This window comes from Haloferula sargassicola (assembly GCF_040362925.1).
Taxonomy (GTDB): domain Bacteria; phylum Verrucomicrobiota; class Verrucomicrobiia; order Verrucomicrobiales; family Akkermansiaceae; genus Haloferula; species Haloferula sargassicola.
On the sequence record NZ_BAABRI010000010.1, the window covers coordinates 105406 to 128479 of the forward strand.

The 23074-nt window shown below is 64.4% G+C and carries 14 protein-coding genes and 1 riboswitch; of the genes, 7 read left to right on the forward strand and 7 right to left on the reverse strand.

Features of this window, described 5'->3' with window-relative positions; genetic code table 11:
- Positions 1-30: 30 nt before the first annotated feature.
- The 3 genes from serA to ABXH26_RS10350 form a co-directional block, all read right to left on the reverse strand.
- Positions 31-1635 carry a phosphoglycerate dehydrogenase gene (gene serA / locus ABXH26_RS10340; protein WP_353566988.1) on the reverse strand — a complete coding sequence of 535 codons (1605 nt, stop codon included), beginning with the start codon at positions 1633-1635 and terminating at the stop codon, positions 31-33.
- Between the two features lie 275 nt (positions 1636-1910).
- A complete protein-coding gene (locus ABXH26_RS10345) occupies positions 1911-3224 on the reverse strand; it encodes an NAD-dependent succinate-semialdehyde dehydrogenase (RefSeq protein ID WP_353566989.1) in 1314 nt (437 codons plus the stop codon).
- A 48-nt stretch (positions 3225-3272) separates the two neighbouring features.
- Entirely contained in the window at positions 3273-3728 is a 456-nt protein-coding gene (locus ABXH26_RS10350; protein WP_353566990.1) for a hypothetical protein, read from the reverse strand.
- A gap of 241 nt (positions 3729-3969) precedes the next feature.
- On the opposite strand from ABXH26_RS10350, the gene ABXH26_RS10355 reads away from it, so the two are divergent.
- The 6 genes from ABXH26_RS10355 to eno all read left to right on the forward strand — a co-directional run bounded on the left by ABXH26_RS10355 (position 3970) and on the right by eno (position 12354).
- The gene (locus ABXH26_RS10355) at positions 3970-7248 is read left to right on the forward strand and encodes a hypothetical protein (protein WP_353566991.1); all 3279 of its coding nucleotides are present in this window, start codon (positions 3970-3972) and stop codon (positions 7246-7248) included.
- A gap of 136 nt (positions 7249-7384) precedes the next feature.
- The gene (locus ABXH26_RS10360) at positions 7385-7915 is read left to right on the forward strand and encodes an RNA polymerase sigma factor (protein ID WP_353566992.1); all 531 of its coding nucleotides are present in this window, start codon (positions 7385-7387) and stop codon (positions 7913-7915) included.
- The gene (locus ABXH26_RS10365) at positions 7908-8366 is read left to right on the forward strand and encodes a hypothetical protein (RefSeq protein WP_353566993.1); all 459 of its coding nucleotides are present in this window, start codon (positions 7908-7910) and stop codon (positions 8364-8366) included. The genes ABXH26_RS10360 and ABXH26_RS10365 overlap by 8 nt, the downstream gene beginning before the upstream one ends.
- Before the next feature lie 2 nt (positions 8367-8368).
- Positions 8369-9127, forward strand: coding sequence for a PDZ domain-containing protein (locus ABXH26_RS10370; RefSeq protein ID WP_353566994.1), 759 nt, complete (start codon positions 8369-8371; stop codon positions 9125-9127).
- 78 nt (positions 9128-9205) lie between these two features.
- The gene (locus ABXH26_RS10375; protein WP_353566995.1) at positions 9206-11041 is read left to right on the forward strand and encodes a GreA/GreB family elongation factor; all 1836 of its coding nucleotides are present in this window, start codon (positions 9206-9208) and stop codon (positions 11039-11041) included.
- A 14-nt stretch (positions 11042-11055) separates the two neighbouring features.
- A complete protein-coding gene (gene eno, locus ABXH26_RS10380) occupies positions 11056-12354 on the forward strand; it encodes a phosphopyruvate hydratase (protein WP_353566996.1) in 1299 nt (432 codons plus the stop codon).
- 176 nt (positions 12355-12530) lie between these two features.
- Here eno and ABXH26_RS10385 read toward each other — a convergent pair whose 3' ends face one another.
- Positions 12531-12989: a transcription elongation factor gene (locus ABXH26_RS10385; RefSeq protein WP_353566997.1), complete on the reverse strand. Its 459-nt coding sequence runs from the start codon at positions 12987-12989 to the stop codon at positions 12531-12533.
- A 115-nt stretch (positions 12990-13104) separates the two neighbouring features.
- Between ABXH26_RS10385 and ABXH26_RS10390 the strand changes: the two genes are divergently transcribed.
- Positions 13105-15231 carry a GH92 family glycosyl hydrolase gene (locus tag ABXH26_RS10390; RefSeq protein WP_353566998.1) on the forward strand — a complete coding sequence of 709 codons (2127 nt, stop codon included), beginning with the start codon at positions 13105-13107 and terminating at the stop codon, positions 15229-15231.
- 305 nt (positions 15232-15536) lie between these two features.
- Here ABXH26_RS10390 and thiC read toward each other — a convergent pair whose 3' ends face one another.
- From thiC to ABXH26_RS10405, 3 genes are all read right to left on the reverse strand, one after another.
- On the reverse strand, positions 15537-17576 hold the full coding sequence (gene thiC, locus ABXH26_RS10395; RefSeq protein WP_353566999.1) for a phosphomethylpyrimidine synthase ThiC: 2040 nt from the start codon (positions 17574-17576) through the stop codon (positions 15537-15539).
- 56 nt (positions 17577-17632) lie between these two features.
- A riboswitch (TPP riboswitch) is annotated at positions 17633-17747 on the reverse strand.
- A 27-nt stretch (positions 17748-17774) separates the two neighbouring features.
- Positions 17775-20270, reverse strand: coding sequence for a c-type cytochrome domain-containing protein (locus ABXH26_RS10400; RefSeq protein ID WP_353567000.1), 2496 nt, complete (start codon positions 20268-20270; stop codon positions 17775-17777).
- Between the two features lies 1 nt (position 20271).
- A complete protein-coding gene (locus ABXH26_RS10405; RefSeq protein WP_353567001.1) occupies positions 20272-23073 on the reverse strand; it encodes a PSD1 and planctomycete cytochrome C domain-containing protein in 2802 nt (933 codons plus the stop codon).
- Between the last annotated feature and the right edge of the window lies 1 nt (position 23074).

Sequence of the window (23074 nt, forward strand, 5' to 3'; positions counted from 1 at the left end):
TGGGAGAGATGATTTCGCGTGCCGCGCGGCTTACAGCGAGATGCCGCTGGCCGAGGTGACGCCGGGGATTTGACGGATCTTTTCCATCTGGTCGGCCTCGCAGGGGGCGTCCAGCTCGATGACCGAGATGGCGTTCTTGGCGGCCTTGTCGCGGGCGAGGGAAAAGTTGGCGATGTTCTGGCCGAACTCGCCGAGCAGGGTGCCGACGGCGCCGACGATGCCCGGGCGGTCATCGTTGCGGACGATCAGGAGGTGGCCCTCGATCGGGACGTCCACGAACAGGCGGTTGATTTCCACGATCCGCGGGCTGCGGCCGATGATGGTGCCGGCGACGCGGAACTTCTCGTCACCCTTGCGCAGCTCGGCGACGAGCAGGTCGCTGAACTCGGTCTGGGCGTTGATGGTCGACTCGACGAGGTCGAGCCCCATCGACTTGGCGACGGCCGGGGCGTTCACCAGATTGACCTGGCCGTCCGGGCGCGAGCGCTCGAGCAGGCGGTAGAGGGCGGTGCGGGAAACGAGCCCGGTGTCCTTGCTGGCGAGATCGCCGTGGTAGGAAACCCGGAGCGAGTCGGGGTTTTCCGGGCCGAGCTTGGCGAGCACCTTGCCGAGGGCGCCGGCGAGGTCGAGATAGCTGCCGAGAGCCTTAAGCGCGGCCGCGTCGAGCGAGGGCATGTTGATCGCGTTGCGGATCTCGCCGGTGCTCAGGAAGTCGCGGATCTGGATGGCGACCTCGATGCCGACGTTTTCCTGGGCCTCGTTAGTCGAGGCGCCGAGGTGCGGGGTGAAAGCGACGTGCTTGCCGAGGCTGAAGAGCGGGTGGTCGGCGGCGGGCGGTTCGTTTTCGAAAACATCGAGCGCGCAGCCGGCGATGTGGCCGGAGTCGATGGCGGCCTTGAGCGCGGCTTCATCGATGAGCCCGCCGCGGGCGCAGTTGACGACGATCGCGCCGGGGTTCATGAGCGCCAGGCGGTCGGCGTTCATGATGTGCTTGGTGTCGTCGGTAAGCGGGACGTGGAGCGTAACCACGTCGGCGCCCTTCAGCGCGGCATCGGGCGACTCGGCAAGGGTGACCTTGAGCTCGCGGGCGCGGCTTTCGGTGAGGAAGGGGTCGAAGGCGACGACTTCCATGTTGAAGGCCTGGGCGCGCTTGGCGAACTCGGTGCCGATACGACCCATGCCGATGACGGCGAGGCGCTTGCCGTTGAGTTCGATGCCCTGAAAGGCCTTGCGGGCGGCCTTGAAGTCGCCGGCCAGCACGCCGGCGTGGGCCGGGGCGATGTTGCGGGCGCAGGAGAGCATCAGCGTGAAGGCGTGCTCGGCGGTCGAGATGGTGTTGCCGGTGGGCGTGTTCATCACGATCACCCCATGGTCGGTGGCGGCCTGGCGGTCGATGTTGTCGACCCCAACGCCGGCGCGGCCGACGGCCTTGAGTTTTTTCGCCGCGGCGAGGACCTCGGCGGTCACCTTGGTCTGGGAACGGACGACGAGGGCGTCGTAGTCGCCGATGATCTTGAGAAGTTCTTCCGGCGGGAGGCCGGTGTTGACATCGACATCGATCCCCGGGGCGGCGGCGAGGGCCTCCACTCCCTTTTCTGAAATCGGGTCTGAAACGAGCACGCGAAAGTTATCCATGGCGCGGCGCTCATACGGACAGCGCCGCCCGTACGCAAGCGTCCCGCCGAAGGATTTCGCCTTCCGCGGGAACGCATTAGCACAACCAACATCTAGAGATGTGCCACCGCCCGGTGTCCGCTTCAGCCTCGATCTCGGGTTTTCAACAAGGGACCGGGGTCCCCTTCAGGAAAAGCGAAAAGCCGGAACGGTGGCAACTACATGCAATAAACGTCGTAAATACAATGCGACTGCATCATCGAATCCGCAACGTCTTTTCCGAGCCGCCTGAGAATTTACGAAGTTTCGCGCAGAAGGGTCTTCAGATTGACGAATTCGTGGATCCCGGCGCGCCCCAGCTCGCGGCCCCATCCGCTGTCCTTGGTGCCGCCGAAGGGCAGCCGGGGATCGGACACCACCTGGGTGTTGATGGCCACGGTTCCCGCCTTGAGCTGCCGGGCGGTGCGGCGGGCGAGGTCGAGGTCTTCGGAAAACACGGCCGCGCCGAGGCCGAAGGACGTGGCGTTGGCGAGTTCGACGCCGTCGGTGGCGCCGTTGACCCGCACCACGGCGGCGACCGGGCCGAAGGTTTCCTCCTCGAACAGCGGCGTGCCGCGGCGCACGCCGGCGACCAGGGTGGCGGGATACCAGGCGCCCTCACGGTCGGGGATCTCTCCGCCCATGATGAGCTTGGCGGTGTTGTCGCCCAAGGAGCGCTGGACCTGGTCATGCAAAGCATCGCGCAAATCCTCGCGCGCCAGCGGACCAAGCTTGGTGCCGGGATCGAGGGGGTCGGCCATCTCATAGGCGGCGAGCTCGGCTCGCAGGCGGTCGACGAATTCGTCATGCACCGGCGCGGCGACCAGCAGACGCTTGGCGGCGATGCAGCTTTGGCCGTTGTTGATCATGCGAGCCGCGGCGCAAGTGGCGGCGGCATGGTCGAGGTCGGCATCCTCGAGCACGAGGTAGGGATCGCTGCCGCCGAGTTCGAGGACGCACTTTTTCAAATGCTCGCCGCAGGCCGAGGCGAGCTTGCGACCGGCGCGGGTCGAGCCGGTGAAGGTCACGGCGGCCACGCGGTCGTCGGCAATGAGGTCTTTCACCTGCGATCCGGGGACCTCGACGTGGGCCAGCAGCCGGTCGCTGCCGGTGGCGTCGGCAATCAGCCGGTCGATGGCCGCGGCGCAGCCGGGGACGTTGGAGGCGTGCTTGAGCAGGATGCGATTTCCCGCCGCCAGCGCGGGCGCAGCGAAACGGAAGGTCTGCCACAAGGGGAAGTTCCACGGCATCACGGCGAGCACGAGGCCGAGCGGGGCGCGGGTGACGAGCGACTCGGCGCGGTCGGTGTCGATCGTTTCATCGGCCAGGAAATCCACGGCGTGGTCGGCGTAGTAGCGGCAGACCCAGGCGCATTTTTCGGCCTCCGAGCGGCCTTGGGTGACGGGTTTGCCCATCTCCTTGGCCATCAGCATGGCCAGCGGTCCGGCCTCGGACTCGAGGCGGTCGGCGATCGCCCGCAGCCAGCCGACCCGCTCGTCGAGGCCGCCATGGCACGAGTCAGGAACGGGATCGGAGAGGCGGTGGAAGGCGGCTTGGGTCATGGCGTTCATGAGCCACGATGGACCCGGTTGGCGGTCCATGCCAACGGCGATCCCGCTTTAAACCGGATCCGCCGAGCGTTCGCGGGCTTCGATTTCCATCGGCGCGGCGGCATAGCCGAACACGAGGCACTCCTCGAGGTATCGGCGCATGAAGGCCCGGTGGCCGCCGAGCCGCTGATACTGGAGGGTGTGGACCAGCTCGTGACGGAGCAGTCGGGGATCGAGCGACAGGGCGCAGATCCCTCGACCGAGGCACATGCCGCCGGCAGCCATCACGGGAAAGCCGGCCGCGCGGGCGGCGCGGGCCATCGAGCGCGGGATGGGCAGCGGGACCTCATCGGCCACCTCCACCCGGATGTCCTCCGGACGCTCGATGCCGAGGATGCGCGCGAAAGCCAAAGCCTCAGCAGGCAAGGGGATCCCGCGGTGGAGAATGCGGGCCTGCCGACGGCGGGACCAGAGCGCGGCCACCGGAGCGAGAGCCCGGGCGATGAGGATGAGGGGCGCGACCATGAAAAATGCGGGAACGGTAGCAAATTCCGCCGAGTCAACAAAAGAATCGATTCCTATAAAGGCAGCATCGACTGTATACCTGACGGGCGGAAGCGAAGACGGGTCGAGGGTCCCCGCGCGAGAGATTGCAGCTTGACGGGAGTGGGGCGCCTTGGTCCATTGTTTGACTTGAATTGGCTTGTTTTCGTGCGGAACCCAGAACCCCGGAAGCGAGTCGATTTAAACAAAAACCCAACAAAACATGAAAAACCCAAGACCGCGGATCGGTTGCGATCCGGTGCGAACGTATACAATTCTTGCGGGGTCGCTGCTGGCCCTTTCACACCTCGCCACGGCTGGCATGGTCGGCCAATGGCTCGGTGACAGCTACACCGAGGGCGAGACCTGGGTTTCCGAGATCGGAGACATCCCAGCGCCCTTGGTGGCGGGTTTGCCTTTGGAGGCGACCGACAATTTCAATGGCCACAAGTCGGTGGATTTCGCCGCAGCCGACTACTTCACGGTGACCGGAGTCAACAATCCACTCGGGGGTGCGACCGCGATGACGATCGTGGCTGCCTGGATCCCGGCGACCGCCGGAGCCACCGGCGATAATTTCTGGAACTCCTCCGGCATCGTGACGATGGAGCAGGGGGGATCGGTGGCCGACTGGGCGCTGGGTTGGAATGGGACCCGGGTCAACGCCGGCACCGGTGCGCCCGATCACACCATCTTCAGCGGCGACTATGCCCTGGACCAGCTTCAGGTGGTGGTCTTCACTTGGAACAACGCGGGCGAGCAACGCCTTTTCGTCAACGGGGTGAATGTCGCCGAGGACCTGAGCGCGGGCACGGCGGCACGCAATGCGGCGGATGTGTCCTTCGGTCGGATTCCGACCGAACTCGGCCACGCCGGGCTGAGCGGGCAGATTGGTGAAATCCAGATGTATGACACCGACGAGTCCGCGAATGTGGCGACGATCACCAATGCCTTGCTGGCCAAGTATGCGGAGGACCCTCTGCTGGAATCGGCCAAGGCGGTTTCGCCGACGCAGTTCGAGTTCCGCATTCAAAGCACGGCGGGATTTTCCGTCGATCCCGCGGGGGAATTCCTGCTGGAACTCTATCCACTGGCGGGTGATCCCATTCTCCCCGATCCGTCGGAGATCATCGTGACCGAAGACAACGGCACGGTGGTGGTGACCTTGGATGCCGCGATGCAGGCCTCGGAGGACTATCTGTATTATCTGGATGTGCCCAGGATCGGGGGAGGTCCGCCGGCCCAATTCCAGGGTAACATCCTCAGTCACCGCCTGCCTTTCGACCTGACGGGAGAGCCCGGCACGCTCGGCACGTGGGGGATCCGCGAATGGACGATCGCCGGCACCCAGAACATCGCGGACGCGATCAAAGTGGTGGTCGGGACGACGCCGACCGACAACCCGCCGGTCAGTGGCACGGCGCCGGTCTTCAATCACATCGATGCCGACACCAACGGAGTGACCGCGACGGGGAACTTCAACAACGACCTGCCAATCCTGACGGACACGCCGGGAACGGACGATGATTTCGTGGTGGTCGGCCAGACCCAGGTCTCAGTGCCGGCACCCGGCGTCTACACCTTCTCGGTGCACAGCGACGACGGCTTCGCGATGCGCATTTCCGGGACGGGAGGCGGACGCTTCATCGCCAAGGGTGGAGATGGCGCGATCGATCCCGTGGACCCGCAAACCCTGTTCCGCGACGGGGGCACGGGGGACTCGAACACCCGCGGAACCTATGAGTTCGATGCCGCGGGCACGTATGATATCCTTTATCTCGGCTGGGACGGCGGATCCGGTGGGTTCTACGAGCTTGCGTGGACCGAAGGCACCTATTCCCGCGACATGCTGACCAATACCTGGCAACTCGTGGGCAGCCCCGATGACCCGGGAGTTCCGGAGTTCCGCGAGCGCTTCATCACCGACATCCCCGGACCCTCGGGCACCGATGGGAATTTCGGAGTCCGTACCTATCTCCAGGCCAGCAACGATGGCACCTTGGTGGGCAATTTCGGTGCGGCGATGACCTTCCTCTCCTCCACCGCGCGCACGCCGGCGGATGTGGACGGCCTGACGGTCGATTCCCAGGAGCCGTATCTCAATCACCGGGATCCGGAAGGCGGAGGCCCCCTTGGGCTGGTCGGTGGCGACCTTCCTTTCCCCGCGAACACGACCGTGGCCGAGGACAACGTGGTGACAGTCGCCAAGGGGCGCATCAATATCACCAGTGCCGGCGACTACACGTTCGCCTATGCGGGCGACGACGGATTCCTCCTGCGCTTGAAGGGCGTCGATGGCCTTGCGGATCCGGAGTTCCACATGGCCTCGGGCGCAGGCTACTTCCAAATGTCCAACCTCAATGAGTTTTACAACGATGGGGTGGGGGCCTTCACAGGTCGGGGAGTCGTGTCCCTGGAGGTGGGTTCATATGACCTGGAATTCGTTCACCAGGAGGGTGGCGGTTGGTTCTACTATGAGGTTGCCGCCGCCGCGGGCATCTGGCTGGACGACACAACGCCTCCTGATGGCTTCCAACTGGTGGGCTACCAAGCCCCGGGGACGGTGATCATTCCGGGCATCGCCGAACCAGGTTGGACGGTCGAGAGTTCCTTGCCGAATGCCGGCACCTTCGACTTTACCATCGCCGGTGCCGAGGCGCGGATCGATGCGACGCTGGCGATGGAGCCCGTGCCTGCCAATGCCGTTTCCACGTGGGATTACCTGGATTTCCGCGATCCCGAGGACGGGCCGGACGGATCCTTCACTCCAACGAATCCGTGGCCGCTCAACACCGCCTCAGCGGATGATAACTACGCCATGCGCGCGACGGGGATCCTCGAGATCACCCAGGCGGGCATCTACAATCTGGGATTCCAAGGGGATGACGGAGGTTACCTCTACATCTACGGGCACAATGGCACGTCCGATCCGGACATCAGTTCCATCCTGACCACCAATTATCCAGCGATCGCCACCATTGCCCCGGCACCGGGAAGCACGGCGAACAACGGTATCTCGGTGGAAACCGGGACGGGAGACAGCCGCACGATTGTCAGCGTTCCCCTGGAGGTGGGACAGTATGAGCTGCAGACGCTAGTGTATGAAGGTAATGGAGGTTCGTGGTGGGAGGTGATCGGGGGCGGTGACGCCGACCGCACCTTCAACTTCCCGTTGCTTACCAAAAATGGAGCGGCCACGGTGACCACCACCAGCGGGATCTCTCTGGTGACCCAGGGCGGGGTCGTGAATCCGTCGCCGGACTTCCGGATCTCCTCGTTCGAGCTGACGGGAAATCCGGTCACCGACGTGAGTTTCAACTTCGCCTCGGTCTCGGGAGAATCCTACACGATTGAAGCTTCGACCGATCTGCAGACCTGGGTCCCCGTGCAAACGAACGTGACCGCCTCGGGGGGATCGACTTCGGTCAACGTCGACCTGACCGGCTTTACGGAATTCAACGGGCAGACGCGGGTCTTTTTCCGCGTGGTGCTCAATGAGTGACGGCTCCTTTCCAGGTTGCTGAATCGCCAGCGCCGCCGGAGGAATTCCGGCGGCGCTTTTTCGTCGTCCCGTAGCGCCGGCGGGATGCGAAAGATTTTGCAGACAAACCGGGGCCCGCGCGGCATTTTCAACGTGAATGAGGAGGAACCGAGCCCGTGAGTGGAAACAGTGGATGGCCGCCAACGGCCACCGGCTGTTGGCCTTCGCGCGGACCTGGGCTCCTTGTCAGGCGGACGCCGAGGACTTGGTGCAGGAGGCCGTGATGCGATTGTGGACGGTGCAGGAGGAAAAATCGAACGGCGGTCCGCCGGACTTGCCGCTGGCATTTTCCACCATCCGCTTCGCCGGGCTGAACCGGCATCGCACCGAGACCCGGCGGCGGAAGCGCGAGGAGTCGGTGCTCTACCTGAATGATTTCGACGATGTCTGGCTCGATCCCGCGCTGGAGGATGACGAGGAGGCGATGCTGCTGCGCGACGAGGTGGCGAAGCTGAGCGACAAGCTGCGCGAGGTGGTGACGATGAAGATCTGGGGCGGGCTGACCTTTGCCGAGATTTCCGAGGCGTTGGCGATTTCGCCGAACACGGCGGCTTCCCGCTATCGATATGCGCTGGAACAGCTGGCGCAGCGGATGCAGCAACGAACCAAGGAGGTGAACCATGGCTGAGGGCGATCGCATCGAGCAAATGCTCCGGGAATCGTTGGTGCCGCGGGGATTCACCGACCGCGGGGCGCGGGAAATGAACGCCCTGATCGATGGCCTGGCCGGGCTGGAGGCCGAGGCACCGGGGCGGCCATGGGGGAAAATTTCCGGGATCGCCGCAACGATCATGGGTGCGGTGGCGGTGGGCTGGCTGGCGCTTCCCCGGCCGCCGGCGCCCCGCGTGGTGGCGGCACCGCGCATCGAGCCGGCGGTGCAGCTGGTTTCGTCCAGCGAGGACGTCGTTTCCGCCGAGCGGGATGGTGAACTGCTGACCGACGAGGATGGTTCCTTGTTCCAAGGCTGGCATGTGAAGGTCGTGAACGAAGAGCGGTTCCACGACGAGGAATCCGGCGAAACCGTCCGCGTCCTGCACCCGCGGGAAGAGTGGGTGATGATGCCGGTAAGCACCTTCTAGGAATGAAGCTCGCAGGATATTTCGTGGCGCTGTTCGCGGCCGTGGCGGCCTGTCAGGCGCAGGAAACGCCGGCGCGGGAAACGCCGGCGGTCTCCACCGAGGCGGCGAAGGAAGCCGCTTGGATCGGTTTCTCCGTGGCGCCGCTGGTGCCGGAAGTCCGCGCCCATGCTCCGGATGTTCCGGAAGGTGTGGGGTTCCTGGTGCGGCAGGTGTTCGATGGCGGTCCTGCCGCCAAGGCCGGCGTGCGGCCGTATGACATCGTCTGGAAGCTCGATGACCAGCTGCTGGTGAACGAGGCGCAGCTTGCAACGCTGCTGCGGTTGCGGGAGCCGGGCGAAACGGTCAACCTGGCCGTGGTCCGCTCCGGACAGCAGGAAACGGTGGCCCTGGTGCTCCAGCCGAAGCCTGAGACGGGCGGAGACTCCCCGGTTTCCCCCCCGGAAATCGGCAGGACCGCCCCGGGCGAGTCCGGCATGCCCTGGAGGATGGTGTTTCCCCAGCCGAGCCTGGCGGTGAAGTCGAACAACGACGGCAGTACCGCGGAGGTGACCAAGGACGACGACGGCTATCTGGTCGTGATCCGCGATGCGGACTCGAAAGTGATCTACAACGGCCGGGTTCTGGGCGAGGGGGCCGCGGTGCCGGAAAGTTGGAAGGAGTCCGTCGAGAGATTGGTCCGGGTTCTGCGTCGGACGGAGGAACGGGACGCCCGCCTGCGTCATCCACGGCCGCGGGTCATCTCGCCGCCGGCGGGAGAATAGTGCCCGCTGACACGGCGGAGAGGCTTTCGATGGGATGGGCCTTGCGTTTTGCGGGCCGCCTTCTCAGGTTCTCCCGCGATGCATCCCGATCTGGAAAAACTCGTCGAAGCCGGAAGACTCAAGCCTGCCATCGCCGAGCGACTCGATCAGGTGGCTCCCGGAAAGTTTCTCCTCCACGGGGCCTGGGGTGCCGGAAAGGTGATCGAATGGGACCTTCCGGCAAAAAAACTGACGATCGATTTCGAACACCAGCGGGGCCAGCAGATGGACCTGCAGTTCGCGATCCAGAAAACCCAGCCGCTGCCCGAGGACGACTTCCGCGCCAAGAAGGTGGAGAGCATCGAGCACCTCCGCGAGCTGGCGCAGAATGATCCGGTGGCTCTGGTCGTGTTCCTGCTGGAAAGCCACGACGGCGCCATGACGGTCGACGCCCTCGAGCGCGAACTCAGTGGCACGGTGGTGGAGGAAGCCGCCTTCAAGAAGTGGTGGGACGCCGCCAAGCGCGCCCTGCGTGAAAGCAAGCGCGTCATCGTGCCAGGCCGGCGGACCGAACAGCTGACGCTGCGGGATGCCGACGTTTCGCCCGCCGACGCCCTGGTGGGCGACTTCGAGGAGGCCCGCGACCTGAAGTCGATGTCCAAGGCGCTTGAAGCCATCGTGGCCGACCTTTCGCTGTTCAGGACCGAGTCCGCCGCGCTGCAGTCGCTCATCGAATCGATCGACGATTCCGCCAAAAAAGCCACCCGGCTCCAACTCGGGCAGGCGCTCGAGTTGCTTTCGCTGCGCGACGAAGTGGTCTCGGGTCTGAAGTCGATCACCCTCAACGATGAATCGGTTCGCCTGGCCAACCTGCTGCTGGCGGAGGAAACCCGCCTCGGCGAGGAGCTGGGTGCGCTTTCCACCGCCCGCCAACGTGCCATCTACGAAGTCTTTCCCGAAGCTTTCGGCGATCGCTGGGTGGAGGTGATGCTCGGCATTTTCGACGATGTCGGCACCCGCGGCGTCGCCGAAATCGCCCGCATCATCGACGATCGCGGCAAGACCGGCGAACTCGTCGAGCACCTCAAGGGCGCGCTGGCCCGCCGCTCGCTGGGACCGGATCCGCTGATCTGGGTGGTGCGCGAACGCCGCGGCACCGCCAGCGGGGTGTTCAGCCCGGAGATCGGTGCCGCCATCCTGAACCTGCTGGAAACCGACCATCTGTCCGACGGGCCCCGCACCACCACGCGGCTGCAAAGCCTGCTCAGCGACGATAAGGAGCTGCTGTCCGACATCGTCGCCGAAATGGGGGTGACCGAGGCGCGTAACTTCGCCCGCCGCCTGTTGGAGTGCCCGGTTTTCGCCGACCTCGACCGCAAGTCCCTGATGGCGCGCGTGATCAAAGCCAAGCCGGAGACCGGCGAGCTGGTCAGCGGCAACCAGAGCCGCCGCGAGGAGCCGCTGGTGGTTTCCTGGGCCAGCCTGGAGCGGAAGCAGGCGGAAATGGACGATCTGATCCGCAACCGCATCCCGCAGAACACCAAGGACATCGCCATCGCCCGCTCCTACGGCGACCTGCGCGAGAACTTCGAATACAAGTCCGCCAAGGACATGCAAAAGGTGCTCATGCGCCGCAAGACCGAGCTGCAGAAGGAGCTCGATCGCGCGCAGGGGACGGATTTCAAGAATCCGGACTGCAGCTCGGTCAACGTCGGAACCGTGGTCACGCTCAAGAGCGAGTCCGGAGAAGACGCGAAGTTTACCGTGCTCGGTGCGTGGGACTCCGATCCCGAAAAGCACATCGTCTCCTACCTTTCCGAGGCGGGCGCCGCTCTTCTGCACCAGAAGGTCGGCGACCGTGTCGAAATCCGCGATCACGACACCGACCAGATGAAGGTCTGGACCGTCGAATCGATCGCACCCTACGCGTCCTGAAACCGCATCCCAACATGTACGACACCACCATCGTAGAAATTCGCGCCCGCCAGATCATCGATTCGCGGGGCAATCCCACCGTCGAAGTCGACGTTCATCTCGAAGGCGGCGCCATCGGCCGCGCCGCCGTTCCCAGCGGTGCCTCGACCGGTGCCCACGAAGCCCACGAACTGCGCGATGGCGACAAGTCGAAATTCCTCGGCAAGGGCGTCCTCAAGGCCGTCGAAAACGTCAACGGCAAGCTCGCCCCGGCCCTCTGCGGCATGTATGCCACCGACCAGGCCTCGATCGATGCGGCCATGATCGCCATCGACGGCACCAAGACCAAGGGCGAGATCGGTGCCAACGCCATCCTCGGCGTTTCCATGGCGGTCGCCAAGGCTGCTGCCGCCCAGGTCGGCCTCCCGCTCTACAAGTATCTCGGCGGCCCGAACGCCAAGGTGCTTCCGGTGCCGATGATGAACATCATCAACGGCGGCTCCCACTCCGACGCCCCGATCGCCTTCCAGGAGTTCATGATCCGTCCGGTCGGAGCTCCGACCTTCTCGGAAGCCATCCGCATGGGTGCCGAAGTGTTTCACAGCCTCAAGAAGGTCCTGCACGACCGCGGCCTCAGCACCGCCGTCGGTGACGAAGGCGGCTTCGCGCCGACCTTCAAGGGCACCGAGGACGCGCTCGACACCATCTCGATGGCCGTCGAAAAGGCCGGCTACAAGGTGGGCGACGACATCAAGTTCGCGCTCGACTGCGCTTCGTCCGAGTTCTTCGCCGACGGCGTTTACAACTATGCCAAGTTCGAGGGCGACACCGGTGCCAAGCGCGGTTCCGACGAGCAGGCCGCCTATCTCGCCGAGCTTTGTGCGAAGTATCCGATCGACTCGATCGAGGACGGCTGCGCCGAAGACGACTGGGACGGCTGGAAGGCCCTCACCGACAAGATCGGCGACAAGGTTCAGCTCGTGGGCGACGACCTTTTCGTCACCAACGTCGACTTCCTGCAGAAGGGCATCGATCTCGGCGTGGCCAACGCGATCCTCGTCAAGGTCAACCAGATCGGCTCCCTCACCGAGACCTTCGACGCCGTCGAGCTCGCCAAGGAAAACGCCTACACCGCCGTGATGAGCCACCGCTCGGGCGAGACCGAGGACGCCACCATCGCGGACCTCGCCGTCGCCACCAATTGCGGCCAGATCAAGACCGGTTCGATGAGCCGCTCGGACCGGATCGCGAAGTACAACCAACTCCTCCGCATCGAGGAGGAACTGGGCGACGACGCCATCTACGGCACCTGCAAGTTCAAGGCCGGCAAGTAAAGCCGTCCTCTCGAACGCTGGAACTCTCAAAGGCGGGGCGCATGCCCCGCCTTTTTCGTAAATGCGGACGTTCAGGGGTTCGTGGTGCGGCCTTCAGGCCGTTGCGGCGCCGGAGACACGGCCTGAAGGCCGCACTCCAAACGTCTGAGGCCGGCTCGTTTCGGTCGGATTCGCGGTCACCGGAGTTCGGTGACGAAGCCTTCCTCCACCTCATCGCCGAGGGTCTTGCCGATCAGGTTCTGGTAGAGCCGGCTGGCGGGCGTGAGAACGGTGATCTCCAAGCCGTCATCGGGGATGGCCAGCCCACCCGCGGCCGGGGCCAGAAGGTACCACGCGCCTTCCTCGTCTCCGGAAACCGCCACCAGCGCCCCGGCATCGATTTCGTCGTCGAGATCGAAATCCCGCGCCTCGAAGGAGGCGAGAAGGGTGACCGCCGCAGCCAGGTCCGCGACTTGCTGCGCTTGGCCTGCCGCCAGGTAGGAGGCCTCCAAACTGCGGGTATCGTACTTCGATTCCGCCTTGGATCCGGGGTCGCTGGCAGCCGCGTGAGCCTCGCGGGCGGCGTGTTCCATCTTCGCGAGCTGGCGGCGGAGTTCCTCCAGGATCCGGGCGACGAGTTCCTTCTTCGGCGTCATGGGAGGGGGAGTTTGAAGCACCTTCCGTCCCTCAGGTCCACCTGCAAGTGCCCTCTTTTGTTGTCGCCGCGAAAGCTTGCCGGCCGGTGGGGCGTAGCCGCTGCCGAACCTGCGGATGATCACGAAGCTCCTCCTTTTTCTGCCCTTCCTTGCCACGCTGAGTCCTGCCGAGCCCCGCTTGGTCGATCAGGTGAACCCGTTTCTCGGAACGGCACCGGTTACCAAGGTCGAGGACATCGGCTTCAAACCCGGGTTTCGTGTCTGGGCGGGCCTGACCTACCCGGGGGCCGCGCTCCCGAACGCGATGGTGCAACTCAGCCCGATCACTCAGTTCGGCAGTGGCGCGGGCTACGAGTATGAGGACCGCACCATTCGCGCCTTCACCCATACCAACAAAGGGCACTGGGACCTTTGCCACATCCCGCTGCTGCCGGTAACGGGCGAGGTCGATCCCGACGATTTCGCCTCGGGCTTCTCACACGAAAACGAGCACGCGAGTCCCGGGGACTATCGGGTTCTCCTGGAAAGGTATGGAATCGGCGTGGAGCTGACCGTCACGCCCCGTTGCGGTCTCCATCGATACGCATTCCCGGAGGGAGCGGAAAAAAAGCTACTGCTCGACCTCGGTGTGTCGAACGAGCAAGTGCGGTCCTGGGATTTCACGCAGCAGGGCGATCACTCGTTTTCAGGGTTCCAGGAAGCAAGGGAGACGGTCCGCTTCTCCGCCACCACCAGCCACACGATCCGCCAGGTCGAACGCTTGAAGGCCCACGACCGGGAGTTGGTGCTGGTGAGCTTCGAGGACGAGCCCGGGCCGCTCGAACTCAGGGTCGGGCTGTCGTTTGTGAGCGAAGCGAACGCCGCCGCGAATCTCGAGGCCGAGACCAAGGGCAAGTCCTTCGACGAACTACGCTCCGCAGCGGCGGCAACCTGGGAGACGCTGCTGTCGAGGATTCAGGTCGAGGATGGCAGCGACCGGCAACGGAGGCTGTTCTATTCCAGTTTGTATCGCTCCGTTCTGTGGCCCGCTCTGCGCAGCGATGCCAACGGAGAATATCAGGTCAATGGTGAGCGGCGCCGGAAAAAGACCGGCTACTACGCCACGCCAGCTCTCTGGGACACCTACCGCAACAAGCTGGTGCTGCTGGGGCTGCTGTCGCCGGAAGTCACGGGCGACATCATCCAGTCCATGGTCGAGCGCGGCGAGCGGTGGGGCCACATGGAGAACTATTTTCATGGCGATCATGCCGCGGCCTTCGTGGCGGGCTCCTACCTTCGCGGTATCCGGAATTTCGATCGGGAGGCGGCCTACAAGCTCCTTCTCGCCAATGCCATGGAGGAAAGCCATGCCCGACCCCACCTCAGGGAATACATGGAGAACGGGTACATTTTCACTCCGCAGAAGATGAATCCGGGCGTGGAAACGAAGGCCAACGCCGGAGTCACCAAGACGCTGGAGTATGCCTACGATGACTATGCGCTTTCGCTGCTTGCCAATGAGGTCGGCGATGAAACGAACGCCGGGCTTCTGGAAAAGCGGTCGAAAAACTATCGGCACCTGTTCGATCCGACGACCAAGCTGATGAGAGGAAGATGGTCGAACGGCGACTGGGTCGAACCCTTCGATCCCACGTTTCCCTACTACGAATATATGTATCGGGAGGCCAATGCCTGGAACTCATCTTTTTTTGCGCCACATGATACGCAGGGTCTCATTGCTCTGTTCGGTTCACCGGAGGCGCTTGAATCTCAACTTGATCGCCTGTTCTCGTTGCCGTGGAACCCCGAACACATCGCGATGAACATCAACAGCTTCATCGGCCAATACTGCCATGGCAACCAGCCCGCCCACGGTTTTCCCTATCTTTATCACTTCGTGGGCAAGCCGGAGAAGGCGCAGCGGGTGATCGACGAGGCCATGGACCGCTTCTATGGCATGGACGGTGGCAACACCCTGGCGGGCATGGACGATGCCGGCGAGATGTCGGCCTGGTATGTGTTCAACGCGATGGGTTTTTACCCCTACTCCCCGGCGGATCCGGAATATGTCGTCACCGTTCCCGTGTTCACGAAGGTGATGCTCGACTTCCCCGGCAAGCCGGAGGTTACCGTGACGAAGAACGGCGGGGGCCGAGCGATGATTTCCGCCAAGGTCGGGGACGAGAATCTCGTCGGCTGGATCGTGCGGGAAAAGGACCTGTTCGAGAAGCGATCGATGACCGTTACGACCAGCGAGCCATGAGGGTCGTCACCTCCTGATCCCGATGATCCGGGATTCCTCGTTCCGGTTTTCGGGCGTGGTGAGCTGCGCCAGCATTTCGAGAGCGGCCAAGGCACGTCTTCCAGCCAGGTAAACCACCGGCCTGCCGAGATGGCGGACCTTTTTGCGCCGGTCGGATCCGCTCCACCAAAGGGATCTCGGCGTAGTATCCTGGGGAGGAGATTCACCACCACGGGTGCGGCGCTGCATTTCATGGACGCAGGCTGACACCAAAGCGCCCCCGCTTTTCATCAGAAGAAGACATACTCACCGTCAAATGAAGGCAATCAATCGAGGTATCCGTGCTCCTGGGCATACTTCCGGACATCGCCGGTGATCTTCATCGAGCAGAAGGTCGGGCCGCACATCGAGCAGAAGTGCGCGGTCTTGGCACCTTCGGCCGGCAGCGTTTCGTCGTGGAAGGCGATCGCCTTGGCGGGGTCGAGGCCGAGCGCGAACTGGTCGCGCCAGCGGAACTCGAAGCGGGCTTTGGAGATCGCGTTGTCGCGGACCTGTGCGGCCGGGTGACCCTTGGCAAGGTCGGCGGCGTGGGCGGCGAGCTTGTAGGTCACCACGCCCTCGCGGACGTCGTCGCGGTTCGGCAGGCCGAGGTGCTCCTTCGGGGTCACGTAGCAGAGCATCGCGCAGCCATACCAGCCGATGTTTGCCGCGCCGATGGCCGAGGTGATGTGGTCGTAGCCCGGCGCGATGTCGGTGGTGAGCGGGCCGAGCGTGTAGAACGGCGCCTCGTGGCACCACTCGATCTGCTTCTGCATGTTTTCCTGGATGAGGTGCAGCGGCACGTGGCCGGGGCCTTCGTTCATCACCTGGCAGCCCTTTTCCCAAGCGCGCTGGGTCAGCTCGCCCTGAACCTCCAGTTCGGCGAGTTGGGCGTAGTCGTTGGCGTCGGCGATCGAGCCGGGACGGAGGCCATCGCCGATGGAAAACGAGACATCATAGGCCGCGCAGATGTCGCAGATCTCGTCCCAGTGGGTGTAGAGGAAGTTTTCCTGGCCGTGGTGGATCGACCACTTGGCCATGATCGAGCCGCCGCGGGAAACGATGCCGGTCATCCGTTTCGCGGTGTGCGGGACGAAGCGCAGCAGCACGCCAGCGTGGATGGTGAAGTAGTCGACGCCCTGCTCGGCCTGCTCGATGAGCGTGTCGCGATACAACTCCCAAGTGAGGTCCTCGATGCGGCCGTTCACCTTTTCGAGCGCCTGATAGATCGGCACGGTGCCGATCGGGACGGGCGAGTTGCGCATGATCCACTCACGCGTGGCGTGGATATTTTTTCCGGTGGAAAGGTCCATCACCGTGTCGGCGCCCCATTTCGTGGCCCAGCGCATCTTCTCGACCTCTTCGTCGATGGTCGAGGCGACCGCCGAGTTGCCGATGTTGGCGTTGATTTTCACCAGGAAATTCCGGCCGATGATCATCGGCTCGTTTTCCGGGTGGTTGATGTTGGCGGGGATGATCGCGCGGCCGCGGGCGACCTCGTCGCGGACGTATTCGGCGGTGATCACCGGCGGGATCTGCGCACCCCAGCTTTGGCCGGGGTGCTGGTGGTGCATCACGTTGCGCGGGACCTGCGCGTGAGGGTTGATCTCCGACGGGCGGGGCATGTTGTAGCCTTCGGGCGTCGAGCAAAGCTGGGCCATGCGCTCGCGGACTTCAGCCGGGGCGTCGGCGGGCGTCGGATATTGGTCGAAGATGGTCTGGTATTCCTGCTGGCGGCCGAGATTTTCGCGGATCGCGACGAACTCCATCTCCGGCGTGATGATCCCTTGTCGGGCATACCAGAGCTGGGTCACCGGGTGGCCGGCCGACGCGCGGAGCGGCTTGCGTTTCAGGCCCGGATACTCCTTCAGCTTGTTCTTCGCCGCCTTGTTCTCGTTGTATTTCTCGGCGTGGGCGTCGGACAGGTAACCGTTGTCCTCCGGCTTGACATTTCGGCCTTCATATTCCTCCACGTCGTTGCGGGAAAGGATCCACTCGCGGCGCAGCGCGGGCAGGCCCTGAGTCACGTCGCCCTCGAAACACGGATCGCCCCACGGCCCGGAGCAGTCGTAAACACGGACCGGCTCGTTCGGCACCTTGCTGCCGTCCGGGTATTCCGTATCGGCCAGGCGGATCTCGCGCATCGGCACGCGAACCTCCTCGTGCAGCCTGCCGTTCACATAGACGCGGGTCGAGTTGGGGAAAATGGTCGGGTCGTTCTCGATGGCGGCCAGCTCGTCGGAGTTGTCGATATCCTCGACGAAGTTGCCGGTGTAGTCCGAGCGGCGGTGGGCGTTTTCCGGGATGATCGTGTCTTGAGGATTCATGAGGTTGGGATCGTGGAGGATAAAAACAAGGCCACACGGGAAACCGCGTGGCCTGAAGGAAAAGCTGCTCGACTTCCTACGGCGGCGCGACCCGCATCAGGTTCGGAGGGTCTTTTCCGCGCGGTGGAAAATCTCGGCCCGCCGGTCGCACGGGCACCCCTGTCGTTTCGACAAATAGTGGGCGGGGACGCCGTCAAGTCAAGAGGTCGTCTCGGCCTTGAGGGAGCGGAAATACTCGTCCTGCAGCTGTTGAGCCTCGGCCTTCAAGCGATCCGCGGTCGCCAGCGCCTGGTCCAGCCGGGCCCTTGCGGCGACCACTTTTTTCTCCGCCTCGGCCAGCGCGGACTCGCGGCGGGCGATCTCCTGCGCCAGTTCCTCCGACGGCTCGCCTTGCCGGGCGTCCGCCAAGGCAGCCGCGATGCCATCAAAACTCTTTTGGATCTCGGCATACTCCGTCGTCCGCCCTTCGGCCTCCCACGCGGCGGCCTCCGCCTCCCTATTTTTCTCCAGCGCCCGCCAGTTGATCTCTGCGGAGGACCAGTGGTGCTCCTCTCGCTTCAGCCCGGCCAGCTCTGTGGTTTTGGCGGAAACGCGCTGCTCGGCCGTCGCCAGTTCCTTCTCCGCTTCGGTCGCTGAGCCTCGATGGGCGGCGATCTGTTTCTCGAGATCCGGCACGCGCGCCTGCGCCGCCTGAATCGTCTGATCGAGCTCCTGGAGCTTCCCCGCCTGTCCCTCGAGCGACATCGAAAGCGCCCGAACCTGTTCGTCGATCGACGTCAGCCGATCCCGGGCATCCTGGCATTGGGCCGCGACCGAGCTTTCCTGGTCGAGGGCGTCCCGCTGCCGTCCAGTCGTCTCGGCGAGCTGCTTTTCAATGGAGGCCTGCCGGGCTTCCGCGTCCGTGAGTTGTAGCTCCTTTTCCGGGCCGTCCGGCTGCTGGCGGAGCTGCGCGATTTGGGAAACACCGGCCGCCACCTGCTGGCGCAGCCCCTCCAGCTCGCCGTCGAGCTCGGCCCGCGCGGACTTCCGCTGCTCCAGCCGGGCCTCCAGGTTCGCCAAACCATCGACTGCCTGCTGGCGCTCCTGGTTTTTGCCATTCAGCTCGCCCTGCGTGCGGTCGCGCGCGGCAAGGGAGTCGGCCTTGGATTTCTCGGAGAGTTCGATTGTGGACTTGGTTTCCGCCAAGGCTTTCTCGGCTTCCGAAATGCGTTCACGAGCCGCTTCAAATTTCTCCGCGGCCTCATCGCGAAGCCGCGTCGCCTCCGCCAGCTCGCCCGGATGGGCCGCGATCTTTGCCCGCAGGGATGCCAGTCGCTCCTTCAAGTGCGGAGGATTGGCATCAAGCTCGCCCACCCGCTCGCCGCTGGCCACATCATGCACCACGACCTGGCCGCTGTAGGTGGCGATGAAAACCCGCTTGCCCTCCGCATCGAGCGCCACGCCCACCGGTAGGTCGGGCAGGTCGCCGATGTCCCGGAGGTGATTGAAATCCGGCTTCCACAGCTTCGCTTTTCCATCGCGCCCGCAGGTCGCGAACGAGCCATCGCGGGCCCAGGAAAAACCCAGCACGCCCCCGGGATGGGCGTCGATTTTCTTGATCTCGCCGCCATTGTTCATCTCCCAGAATCGCACGCTGCCGTCCTCCGCAGCCGTCGCCAGCACGTTCGAATCCGCGCGGAATGCGGTCGCCGTGATGCCCGCCTGATGCGCGCGCAGGGTGTGGAACTCGTTGCCCGACTGCGCCTCCCAGACCCACACGCCGCCATTGCGGTCGCCGGTCGCGAGCAGCACGCCGTCGGGCGAGAAATCCAGCGCCGTCACCCAGTCGGTGTGCTTCTTGATCGATGCCAGCTGCGAGCCGTCGTCGGTCTTCCACAGCTTGATCTTCCGCGAGGGCGAGCCGGTCGCGACCGTCGCCAGGTCCGGCCGCAGGTCGCAGGCGAGAATGGTGTCGAACTCCTTGCCCGCGGTGAGCATGCGCTCGCCGGTGGTGACGTCGAAGGTCACGGTGAGGCCGGATTTTCCCGGCACGCCGCCACCGACGATCAGGTAGCGGCCGTTCGGCGTGAAGGCGAGCGACACAGGATCGCCCTCCGGAAACGGCAGCACGCCCGCAAGTACGAGACTCGTCGTATCAAACAGCAGCACCTGCCTTTCACCGGTCATCGCCAGCAACGGGGCCCACGGCGAGGCAGCCATCGCCCGGACCACCGGTGCGCGATCGGTCACCACGGCCGGCTCAAGCAGCACGTGCTCGGGCATCGGTGGAGGTCCCTCGGGTTTGGCGGCGGGGTCGGCCGACATCGAAAGGTCGAACTTCGGCTTGTCAGGCTTCTTCGCGGTCGAGGACTTGTTTTCCAACAGGCCGCCCTCGATCCATGCCTTGATGAGCCCGATCTTGTCGTCACCGAGCTTGTCGCCCTCCGGCGGCATCTTCGGCTCGGCGGTCTGCATGACCGCTGTCAGCAGCTTCGATCCGGTGTCGCCGACCTCGGCCACCTTGCCGCCGGAGCCGCCCTTCATCGCGCCCTGGTAGGACGAAAGATCCAGGCCGCCCTTGGTCTTGTCCGGGTTGTGGCAGTTCAGGCACGACTGCTGGAACAGCGGGAAAATGTGGTCGTCGTAGGTGATCTTCTCCTGCGCCGGTCCGTTCAGCACGGTGGCGGCGAGCGCGAATGGAAGTGCCCGGTTCAAATCAGTGGTTGAAGATGAATTCCTTCGAGTTGAGCAGCGCCCAGAAGACGTCGTCGAGGAGTCGCCGTCTGGCTCCCGCGTCTTTCGCCTCCGCCATCTCCTGGTCGAGAGCCGCGACTTCCGTGGTGTCGGGATTCCGTCCGAGCGTGCGCAGGTAAAGCTGGTCGATGATTTCCCGCGGCTCCTTTTTCTCCTCGAGCATCCCTTTGACCACCGGGCTGCGCTGAACGCGGTTGTGGGTCGCGTCGCCATTGAGGAGGTGCAGCGCCTGCGACAGGTTGGGCTCCATCTTCACCTCGCAGGAGCAGACCGTGGCACGCGTGGCCCGGCCGAAGGTGGTGAGGAAATAATTGGAAGTGTTGCCGTCGGCGATCTGCACCGCATGGGCGCCGAGAGGCAGACCCTTGAACTTGTTCGGCGTCTCGGTGACCTGCGAGATCGTGTCCAGCAGCACCTCGGCGCGCTGGCGCCGGATCAGGGCGTGGGAAAAGTTCCGCTCGTCGGTGGCGTTGGTCTCGTTGGTGCGGGTCGAGAGCTGGTAGGTCCGCGAGTTGCAGATGTCTCGCACGATACTACGAATGTCGTAGTTCGATCCCACGAACTTCGCCGCCAGCGCGTCGAGCAGCGCGGGATTCGACGGCGGGTTGGAAACGCGGACATCGTCCACGGGATCGGTGATGCCCACGCCGAAGAAGTGCGCCCAGGTGATGTTGGCCACGTTTTTCGCGAACCACGGGTTTTCCGGGGAGGAAAGCCAGTCGGCCAGCGCCTCGCGTCGCGACTTTCCCTTGAACTCATCCGGCGTGGCGGTGCCGAGGAAGCGCGGCTTGGCGTTCTGGTTGGTCACCGGGTTCTTCACCTCGCCGCCGCCATCGAAGATCACCCGCTCCCGCGGGTCCTCGGCGGGCTTGCGTTTCACCTGGGCGAAGAACGAGGCGAAGCCGTAGTAGTCGTCCATCGTCCAGCGGTCGAAGGGGTGGTTGTGGCACTGCGCGCACTGGATGCGCGTGCCCATGAAGACCTGCGCGACGTTCTCGGTGAGCTTCAGCGTGTCCTGCTCGATCTGGAAAAAATTGGTCGCGGGGCTGTCGAAAGTCCCGCCCTTCGAGGACAGGATTTCGCGGACGATCTGATTGAACGGCATGTTCGCCGCAATGCGCTCGCGCAGCCAGCCGTAGTAGCCGAGCGCGGCCTTGTAGGAGACCTGGTTCGGACCGGCGTTGAAGGTGCGGATCTGGAGCAGCTCGGCCCATTTCATGACCCACATCTCGGTGAATTCCTTGCGGGAAATGAGCTCGTCGATGAGCGCCGCGCGCTTGTTCGGATCCTCGTTCGCGAGGAAGGCCGCGCGGTCGTCGGTGGTGGGCAGGCGGCCGATGATGTCGAGGAACACGCGGCGGACGAAGGTCTCGTCGCTGCACACATCCGAGGGGATGATGCGCAGCTTGTTGAGCTTCTCGTGAACGATGGGATCGATGTAGTTGAACTCCGGCAGCTCCGGCCGCGTGTAGGGCAGGTCGTCCGGCACCACGATCGCCTGGACGCCCTCGGTGAAGGTGTGGAAGCGCGCCAGCAGGAAGGCCTCGCCGCGCTTGGCGGAGGTGGCGAGTCCGCGGTGGGGATCGATCGGCGCGGAGTTGTCGTTCGAGGTCGAGTAGGAGGAAAGCGTGGAAACGTCGCGGTCGGTGCCGTCGGAGTAGGTCGCGCGGACGGTCAGCGGGATCTCGATGTCCTCGCCCTTCATCACCAACTGCGGCGGTTCTACGGTGATCCCCGTAGGTTGCGGGATGTCGTCCGAGTCGTAGCGGGCGCCGGCCTGGATCCACTCGAGCAGCGTGCGGTAGTTGGCGCTGTCCTTTTCGAACAGCTTGCCGCCGGTGTGCGGGACGTCGCCGATGGCCTTGGTCAGCAGCAGCGAGTCCTCGGGCAGCGCGAGGTTGATGCGGCGGCCCGGCATCTCGCGGGTCAGGCGGAAATGGTCGCCCTTGGGATCGAAGCCGAACAGCGTGAGGTGGAAGCCGTCCTGCCCCCGCGCCGAACCGTGGCAGGAACCGGTGTTGCAGCCGGACGAGGTGAGCACCGGCATGACATCGAGCTGGAAGGAAACCGGCCGCGGCTTTTCCGCATCCTTCACCACCACCGGGATCTCGGTGGCGAGGCCGCGGTATTCGATCCTGAGAGTCGTCGAGCCGTCCTTGAGCGGTTCGAGCAGGGTGTCGGTGAGCTTGGCCAGCGAAGGATCGGCGAGCGTGAGCTTCGCTTGGCGGGTGATGTCGTGGGTGGCGGCGTCCGCGAAGTGGGCGAGCACGAGCACCCGGTGGAAGTCGCGTGATGTCTCCAGGGTCACCTGTTTCGGGAAAGCCTCGATGGAAGCGATCTCCGGGTCGGGTGCCGCGTTCCAGTCGGGCAGGGCGGTCTTGGGTCGCGGGGCCATGGTGATGCCCTGCGGCCAGGGAGCGCCGGCCTCGATCCATTGCTTGAGCAGGTCCGTTTCCTCCGCGGTGAGCACCGCGCCCCTGGGCGGCATGATGTCGTCATCGTCCTCCGGCAGGCAGACGCGCTCGATGAGGAGCGACTCGGCTGGCTTGCCCGGCACGATGGCCGCGCCGGAGTCGCCGCCGTCGAGCATCGACTGCAGCGAGGAAAGCACCAAATCCCCCTTGTCCTTGTCCGGGTTGTGGCAGGACAGGCAGCGGGTTTCCAAGAGCGCCCGGGCCGCCGGGAAGGTGTCGGCATGGGACGCGTGCGGAAAGAGGAGGATGCCGGCCAAAGCCAGCGGTCCGATCGTGGAAGCGGGCTTCATG